7 protein-coding genes are annotated in these 8,147 nt (G+C 73.7%); all 7 read left to right on the top strand.

Annotation, left to right across the window (positions count from 1 at the left end; genetic code table 11):
- A partial coding sequence (locus SH587_RS24510) for an IspD/TarI family cytidylyltransferase (protein ID WP_320673296.1) occupies window positions 1–294 on the top strand: 294 nt, incomplete at its 5' end.
- A 68-nt stretch (window positions 295–362) separates the two neighbouring features.
- Window positions 363–1,289, top strand: a complete 927-nt coding sequence (locus SH587_RS24505; RefSeq protein WP_320673295.1) for a PHP domain-containing protein — start codon at window positions 363–365, stop codon at window positions 1,287–1,289.
- Entirely contained in the window at window positions 1,289–1,801 is a 513-nt protein-coding gene (gene ispF, locus SH587_RS24500; RefSeq protein WP_320673294.1) for a 2-C-methyl-D-erythritol 2,4-cyclodiphosphate synthase, read from the top strand. Before SH587_RS24505 ends, ispF begins: the two co-directional genes overlap by 1 nt.
- Before the next feature lie 63 nt (window positions 1,802–1,864).
- On the top strand, window positions 1,865–3,298 hold the full coding sequence (locus tag SH587_RS24495) for a hypothetical protein (RefSeq protein ID WP_320673293.1): 1,434 nt from the start codon (window positions 1,865–1,867) through the stop codon (window positions 3,296–3,298).
- Window positions 3,295–4,926, top strand: a complete 1,632-nt coding sequence (locus tag SH587_RS24490; RefSeq protein WP_320673292.1) for a glycosyltransferase family 39 protein — start codon at window positions 3,295–3,297, stop codon at window positions 4,924–4,926. The genes SH587_RS24495 and SH587_RS24490 overlap by 4 nt, the downstream gene beginning before the upstream one ends.
- Window positions 4,927–4,999: 73 nt before the next feature.
- Window positions 5,000–6,541, top strand: coding sequence for an NAD(P)/FAD-dependent oxidoreductase (locus SH587_RS24485; RefSeq protein ID WP_320673291.1), 1,542 nt, complete (start codon window positions 5,000–5,002; stop codon window positions 6,539–6,541).
- 86 nt (window positions 6,542–6,627) lie between these two features.
- Entirely contained in the window at window positions 6,628–7,983 is a 1,356-nt protein-coding gene (gene cysS, locus SH587_RS24480; RefSeq protein ID WP_320673290.1) for a cysteine--tRNA ligase, read from the top strand.
- The last annotated feature ends 164 nt before the right edge of the window (window positions 7,984–8,147 follow it).

The following is an 8,147-nucleotide window of genomic DNA, read 5'->3' as shown; positions in this document are numbered from 1 at the left end:
CCCGCCACGCCCCCGCCCGCCACCGCCCCCCTGCCGCGGGTCGCCCGGACCCTCGACCGCTCGCGGCTGTGGGCGGTCCAGACGCCCCAGGTCTTCCGCCGCGACGTGCTGGAGCGAGCGCTGGCCGAGCCGGACGAGGTGCTCGCCGCGGCCACCGACGACGCCTCGCTGGTCGAGGCCGCCGGTGGCGACGTGCGGCTGGTCGCCGCCCCCCGCAGCAACCTGAAGGTGACCCTGCCCGAGGACCTGCGGCTGGCCGAGCTGCTGCTCGCCGACCGCGACGGGCCGCGCTGACGGACCCCAGGTGCCCCGCTGCGGGACGGCCCGCCGGCCAAACGACTCCTGCGACAGAATCCCTCTCCGTGCTGACCGACTACCACGTGCACCTGCGCCCCGACGAGCGCCCGTCGGAGCCCGAGCAGTACTTCACCCCCGCCAACGCCGAGCGCTACCGCCAGGCCGCGACCGCGCGGGGGATCACGGAGCTGGGGGTCAGCGAGCACATCCACCGCTTCTCGCAGGCGCTCGACGTCTGGCAGCACCCCTTCTGGCGCTACTCGGCGGTCGACGACCTCGACGCCTACTGCGGCTTCGTCCGCGAGCAGACCGACCTGCGGCTGGGGATCGAGGCCGACTTCGTGCCCGGTCGCGAGGACCGGCTGGCCGAGCTGCTCGAGGCCCGTGAGTGGGACTACGTGATCGGCTCGGTCCACTTCCTGGCCGACCGCGGGGTCGACGCCGAGTACTCGGAGACCGGCACCAACTTCGACGTCTGGGACGGGGCCGACAGCGCCGACGCGGTCTGGAAGCGCTACTTCGAGACCCTCGCCGAGGCCGCTCGCAGCGGGCTCTACGACCTGCTCGCCCACCCCGACCTGGTCAAGGTCTGGGGCGGCGCCCGCCCGGTCCCCGACCGCGACCCGCGCTTCTTCTACGAGCCCGCGATCGAGGCGATCGCCGAGACCGGGATCGTGGTCGAGGTCTCGACCGCCGGCCTCCGCAAGCCGGTCGGCGAGATCTACCCCGCCCGCGCCTTCCTGGAGATGGTCGCCGACGCCGGCAACCCGGTCGCGCTCTCCTCCGACGCCCACCGTCCCGAGCACCTGGGCCACGGCTACGCCGAGGCGCTGGAGCTGCTGCACGACGTCGGCATCCGCGAGCTGACCGTCTTCGAGCGCCGCCAGCGGCGCGCCGTCCCGATCGAGGACGGCGACCGCGAGCTGGCCCACCGCCACGGCGACGTCCCGCCCCCGCCGGTCGGCGCCGACGGCCGGCCCGGGAGCCTCTGATGGCCGACGCCACCCCGCCGTTCCCGGTCCCCGACGTCCGCACGGGCATCGGCTGGGACAGTCATCGGCTGGTCGAGGGCCGGCCGCTGATCCTCGGCGGGATCCGGATCGAGAGCGCCGTCGGGCTCGACGGCCACAGCGACGCCGACGTCCTGACCCACGCCGTGATCGACGCGCTGCTCGGCGCGATCGGCGGCGGCGACATCGGCGAGCACTTCCCCGACAGCGACGAGCGCTGGCGCGGCGCCGACTCGATCGCGCTGCTGCGCCACGTCGTCGGCCTGGTCGCCGCCAGCGGCTTCGTCGTCATTGCGGTCGACGCGACCGTGATCCTGGAGCGGCCGAAGCTCGCCCCCCACAAGCGGGCGATGGCCGAGCGGCTGGCCGAGACGCTGGCGATCGACCCCGCGCGGGTCAACGTCAAGGCGACCACGGCCGAGCGGCTCGACGCGGTCGGCCGTGGCGAGGGCGCCGTCGCCCAGGCGGTGGCGACCGTCGTGCGGCCGGCCTGAGACCCCGTCACCCGCGGTCCCACGGCGCGTCCCCGCGCCGCGCGCCGGTACGATGTCGCGCCGATGGGCGCCCTGGCTCGCACGCCTCGCACGCCCGTGATCGCCGTCGCCGCCGCCGTCCTGGTCGTGGCGCTGCTGTCCCTGATCCTGCCGTCGACGGCGACCTACGATCCGTGGGCCTGGATCGTCTGGGGCCGCGAGGCGTTCCACGGCGACCTCGTGACGGACACCGGACCGTCCTGGAAGCCCCTGCCCGTCGTCGTCACCACGCTGGCGACGCCGCTCGGATCGTCGGCCCCCGACGTCTGGGTCGTCGTCGGCCGCGCCGGGGCCCTCGCCGCGCCGCTGATCGCCTTCGCCCTCGCCCGCCGCTACGGGGGCCTGATCGCCGGCCTCGTCGCCTCGCTGCCGCTGGCCCTCGAGCCGTGGTGGTTCCGCCACGGCTGGCTGGCCAACAGCGAGGGGCTGCTGGTCGCGGCCGTGCTCGGCGCGGTCCTGGCCGAGCTGACCGGCCACCGCCGCTGGGCGCTCGCCGCCGGCCTCGCCGCGGCGCTGCTGCGTCCCGAGGCGTGGCCGTTCCTGCTGCTGTGGGCGGCCTGGCTGGCCTGGCGCGCCGGCTGGGGAGGACGGCTGCGGCTGGCCGCGCTGCTGGCCGTGATCCCGGTCGCCTGGCTGGTGCCGGAGAAGCTCGGCTCGGGCGACTTCTGGCGCGCCGCCACCCGCGCCCAGAACCCCGATCCCGGGGCGGCCGCCCTCACCAGCCACCCGGCCCTGACCGTCCTCGACGACTACGCGCGGATGCTGCCGTGGCCGGTCTGGATCGGCCTGGCGGCGGCGATCGCCCTGGTCGCCCTCCGCCGCCGCGGCCGCGCCGACACCACCGCCGCCGTCGACGCCCCGGCCCCCGGCGAGCCCTCGCCGCTGCTGGCCGCGACGGCGATCGGCGGCTTCGGCCTGGCCTGGGCGGTGCTGGTCGCGCTGATGACCCAGGCCGGCTACTCGGGCAACTCGCGCTACCTGATCCCGGCCGTCGCGCTGCTGCTGGTCGCCACCGCGATCGCCGTCGGCCGGCTCTGGCCGCTGCTTCCCTCGCCGGCCCAGTGGCTGGTGGGGCTGGCGCTGGTCGCCGTCACGGTCGGCCCGGCGATCCACGACATCCCCGACGACGCCCACAAGGTGATGGTCGAGTCGCGGCTGATGGAGGCCCTGCCCGAGGCCGTCGCCGCGGCCGGCGGGGCCGAGTTCCTGCGCCGCTGCGGCCCGGCCTACACCAACCGCTACTTCGTCCCCCAGATCGCCTGGGAGCTGGACGAGCACGCCCGCGACGTCGGCTACCTCGACGCCCGCGCCCCCGCCGTGCTCTTCCGTCCCAACCAGTTCTACGGCTGGGCGCGCGAGCCCCAGGCGCGGTCGGTCGCCGGCCTGCGGACCCTGGTGCGCACGCGCTGGTGGCAGATCGAGGTCGCCTGTCGGCCCGGCGTGGAGGTCCCGAGATGAGCACGATCACCAGCGGCACCGGCTCCCGGCGGGCGCTCGACGGGGCCCGCGCCGCCGGCGCCTGGCTGGTCGGCCCCGGGGCCGCGGTCTCGGTCCTGCTGCTGCTCGCCTGGGCCGTCTTCCTGCGCACGCGCAACCTCGAGGCGCCGTTCTGGATCGACGAGGGGATCAGCGTCGGCGTCGCCAACTTCCCCTTCTCCGAGATCCCGTCGGAGCTGGGCAAGGACGGCAACCCGCCGACCTACTACCTGCTGCTGCACCTGTGGCTGCGGATCTTCGGCGACGGCGAGTCGGCCGCGCACGCGCTCTCGGCGCTGTTCGCGGTCGCGACCGTCCCCTTCGCCTACCTGCTGGCGAAGGTGCCGTTCGGCCGCCGGACCGCCGTCGGGGCCGCCGCCGTCGCCGCGGTCCTGCCCTACCTGACGTACTTCGGGCAGGAGACCCGGATGTACGCGATGGTCGCGTTCCTCTCGCTGCTGGTGGCGGGGGCGCACCTGCGGGTCTTCGACGACCACGCCCGCGCCTGGCGGGTCGGCCTGGTCGCGGTCCTGATCGTCCTCCTCTACACCCACTCGTGGGGCGTCTTCCTGGTCGGCGGCAGCGTGCTGGCGGTCGGCGTCCGGGCGCTGCTGCAGCCGCGCGGGGCGGCGCGGATGCGGGTGATCCGGATCGGCTTCCTGATCCACCTGGCGGCCGCGGTGGTCTGGCTGCCGTGGATCCCGACGCTGGTCCGCCAGGCCCGCGACACCGGCGCCCCGTGGTCGCTGCGTCCCGACCTGGCGATGCTGCTGGAGGGGCTCGGCTCGATCGCCCAGCCGCAGGTGACCGCGACCGTCTTCGTCGTCGCCCTGATCTTCGGCTTCGCGACCCTCGGCGCCGCCGCCCGCGGCCGCGTCCAGGGACCGGCGATCCCCGCGCCGACCGACGCCGCCACCCTTCGCGGCCACGCCACGGTGCTCGGCGTGATGCTGCTCTCGACGCTGCTCTTCGCCTGGATCGGGTCGCTGCTGAGCCCGGCCTGGGCCAACCGCTACATGGGCGTGCTGGTCGGGCCGGCGATCCTGCTCAGCGGCCTGCTGCTGACCCGCTCGGGCCGGATGGGGCTGGTGGTGCTGCTGGTGCTGCTCGTGGTCTGGGGGACCGACACCCAGGGCGACCGGCTGCGCAGCAAGGGCACGCCGGTGGCGATGGCCGACGCCGTCGCCCGCGAGCTGCGGCCCGGCGACCTGGTGGTCAGCGTCCACCCCGAGCAGCTGCCGGTGATCGCCTACGATCTGCGTCGCCGCGGGGTCCCCTCCGGGGTCCGCTACGCGACCGCGCTCGGGCGCCAGCCCGACGTCCGGATCTTCGACTGGCGGCGCGCGCTCGACCGGCTGCAGGCCGCCGAGCCGTGGATGGTCGCCCGCCGGCTGGTCGACCAGCAGCGGCCCGGCTCTCGCGTCCTGCTCGTCGTTCCCGTACTCTCTGCAGGGAACTGGCAGGGTCCCTGGACCCGCCTGGTCGCCGATCGGAGTCGCGCCTGGCGCGCCCTGCTGCAGGCGGATCCCCGTCTGCGGATGGTCGGTCGGCGACCGGTCACCGGTCCGGGACGAGGCGTCTTTGGCGTACTCTTCACGGTTCGTCCGTGACCAATTCGCCGCGGACGGGTAGTTCGTACTCGAGCCCTCGGCCACGCACCTCGAACCGCACGCAGGAGTCCCGATGCACGGAACCCCCCCGACACGACCGACCGGACCCGAAGGGCGCACGCTCGTCATCGGTGGCGGCCCGGCTGGCCTGACGGCCGGCTACCTGCTCGCCAAGCGCGACGACGACGTGACCGTCTTCGAGGCGGCCGACCAGGTCGGCGGGATCGCGATGACGGTCGTCCGCGACGGGTACCGGTTCGATCTCGGCGGGCACCGGTTCTTCACCAAGGTCCGCGAGGTCGAGGACCTCTGGTACGAGATCATGGGCGACGAGTTCCTGCGCCGCCCGCGGATGTCGCGGATCTTCTGGAACGGCAAGTTCCTGGACTACCCGCTCAACGGGATGGACGTGATCAAGAAGCTCGGCCCGGTCGAGCTGACCCGCGCCGGCTTCTCGTACCTGTGGGCGGTCGTCAAGAAGCCGTTCCGCCGCAAGCCGGAGACGTCGCTCGAGGAGTGGGTCTCCAACCGCTTCGGCAAGCGGCTCTACGAGCACTTCTTCAAGACCTACACCGAGAAGGTCTGGGGCCGTCCGGCGAGCGAGATGACCGCCGACTGGGCCGCCCAGCGGATCAAGGGCCTCTCGTTCCTGACGGCGGCCAAGGACGCCTTCTTCCCCTCCAAGAACGGCGACATCAAGACGCTGATCACGGAGTTCGACTACCCCCGCTACGGGCCGGGGCAGATGTGGGAGAAGATGACCAACGCGATCGAGGAGCGGGGCGGCTCGATCGAGATGGAGAGCCCGATCGAGCGGCTGAAGCTCGAGGGCAACCGGATCACCGAGGTCACCGTCAACGGCGAGACCCTGACCGACTTCGGCAACATCATCTCCTCGCTGCCGCTGCGCAACCTGCTGCGGATGACCGAGGGCGCGCCGGACGAGGTCCGCGCCGCCGCCGAGGCGCTGCGCTACCGCGACTTCCTGACCGTGTCGCTGATCCTCGACGGCGAGGATCCCTTCCCGGACAACTGGATTTACATCCACGAGCCGGGCGTGATCGTCGGCCGGATCCAGAACTTCCGCTCGTGGAGCCCCTGGATGGTCCCGGACGAGACCAAGGGCTGCGTCGGGATGGAGTACTTCTGCTTCGAGGGCGACGACCTCTGGACGTCGAGCGACGAGGACCTGGTCAAGCTGGCGACCAAGGAGCTCGAGGAGATCGGGCTCTCGAAGCCGGGCCAGGTCGTCAAGGGCTACGTCGTGCGGGTCCCGAAGGCGTACCCGGACTACGTCGACGGCTACGCCGAGAACGTCCAGATCATCAAGCGCTGGATCGCCTCGATCGAGAACCTGCAGCAGGTCGGCCGCAACGGGCTGCACCGCTACAACAACTCCGATCACTCGATGCTCACGTCGATGCGCGCCGTCGACAACCTCTACGGCGAGGATCACGACCTCTGGGAGGTCAACGCCGAGGACGAGTACCTGGAGGAGGGCGAGACCAAGCAGTCGCCCTACCCGTACCAGGCGGGCAAGACCCCGTCGGGCGAGGTCGGCAGCCACGACGACGTCGCGATCCGGACCGGCGACGGGGTCAGCACCGAGCGCTGAGCCGGCCTCACCGCCGCACCGCTTCGAGGGCCGCCCGGTGGGCGGCCCTCGGTCGTTCCGGCGCGTATGTGGCTAGTCTCAGCCGCGTGCGCACGATCCACCTGCACGACACCGCCAGCGGGCAGCTGAAGCAGCTGACGCCGCGCGATCCGGGCAAGGTTGGGATCTACGCCTGCGGGCCGACGGTCTACAACCGGATCCACGTCGGCAACGCGCGGCCGTTCGTCGTCTACGCGCTGCTCAAGCGCTTCCTCCAGCACGAGGGCTACGACGTCACGCTGGTCGCCAACCTGACCGACGTCAACGACAAGATCTACGCGGCTGCGGTCCGCCAGGGCGTGGCGTCGTCCGACCTGGCGCGCGAGATGGGCGACCTCTACCGCGCCGACACCGACCTGCTCGGGCTGGGGCGGCCCGACCACGAGCCGCTGGTGACGACGTCGATCGACGCGATCGTCGACCTGATCGCCGAGCTGCTGCGCCGCGACGCCGCCTACGCGGTCGAGGGCGACGTCTACTTCCGCGTCCGGCGCGACGGGCGCTACGGCACGATCAGCCACCGCGACGTCGACCTGATGGACCAGGGGGAGGGCGACGACCGCTCGTCGCTGAAGCAGGACCCGCTCGACTTCGCGCTCTGGAAGGCGACCAAGCCGGGCGAGGACACGGCCTGGGACACGCCCTGGGGGCGCGGCCGGCCCGGCTGGCACATCGAGTGCTCGGCGATGGCCGAGGAGCTGCTGGGAGTCGGGTTCGAGATCCACGGCGGCGGCAGCGACTTGGTCTTCCCCCACCACGAGAACGAGGCCGCGCAGACCCGCTGCGCCCGCGACGCCGAGCTGGCGCAGATCTGGATGCACAACGGGATGCTCCAGCTGCGCGGCGAGAAGATGGCCAAGTCGGTCGGCAACGTGACGCCGCTGCACGAGGCGGTGGCCGAGGTCGGCCGCGACGGACTGCTGCTGCTCTTCTGCGGCGCCCACTACCGGCAGCCGGTCCAGTACTCGGAGGAGACGCTGGAGCAGGCGCGGGCCGGCGTCCGGCGGCTGCGCGAGGTCGGCCGGCTGCTGACCGACGGGCCCTCGCCCGACGACCTGGCCGCCCACCGCGACGCCTTCTTCGACGCGCTGGCCGACGACTTCAACACCGCCGCGGCGCTGGCCCACCTGTGGGGCTGGGTCCGCGAGGCGAACCGCCGCGGCGGGGTCGGCGACGCTCACCTGCGGGAGATGCTGCAGGTGCTCGGCCTCGACAACCTGCTCGACGCCGCCGACGGCGACGGACCGGACGCCGAGGCGCTGGCCCTGCTGGAGCAGCGCCAGCAGGCCCGCGAGGCGCGCGACTGGGCGCGCGCGGACGAGCTGCGTGATGCCCTGGCGGCGGCCGGCTGGACCGTCCGCGACGGGGCCGACGGCGCCGAGCTGATCCGGGTCGAGTCGTGAGCGCCGGCAGCGGGCGGGGACGCGGGGGCGGGAGCGGGTCGGGGGCCGGGAGCGGCGGCGGGCGTCCGGGCGGCTCGGGTGGTCGTGGCGGGTCCGGTGGGCCGGGCGGCGGTCGCGGGGGCGCGGGCGGCGGTCGCGGGGCCGGCGGCGGGCCCGGTGGCCCG

Source organism: Patulibacter defluvii, from assembly GCF_034096925.1.
Lineage (GTDB): Bacteria > Actinomycetota > Thermoleophilia > Solirubrobacterales > Solirubrobacteraceae > Patulibacter > Patulibacter defluvii.
The sequence above is the reverse complement of the archived record's forward strand: the minus strand, read 5'-3'. Positions and strand labels throughout refer to the sequence as shown.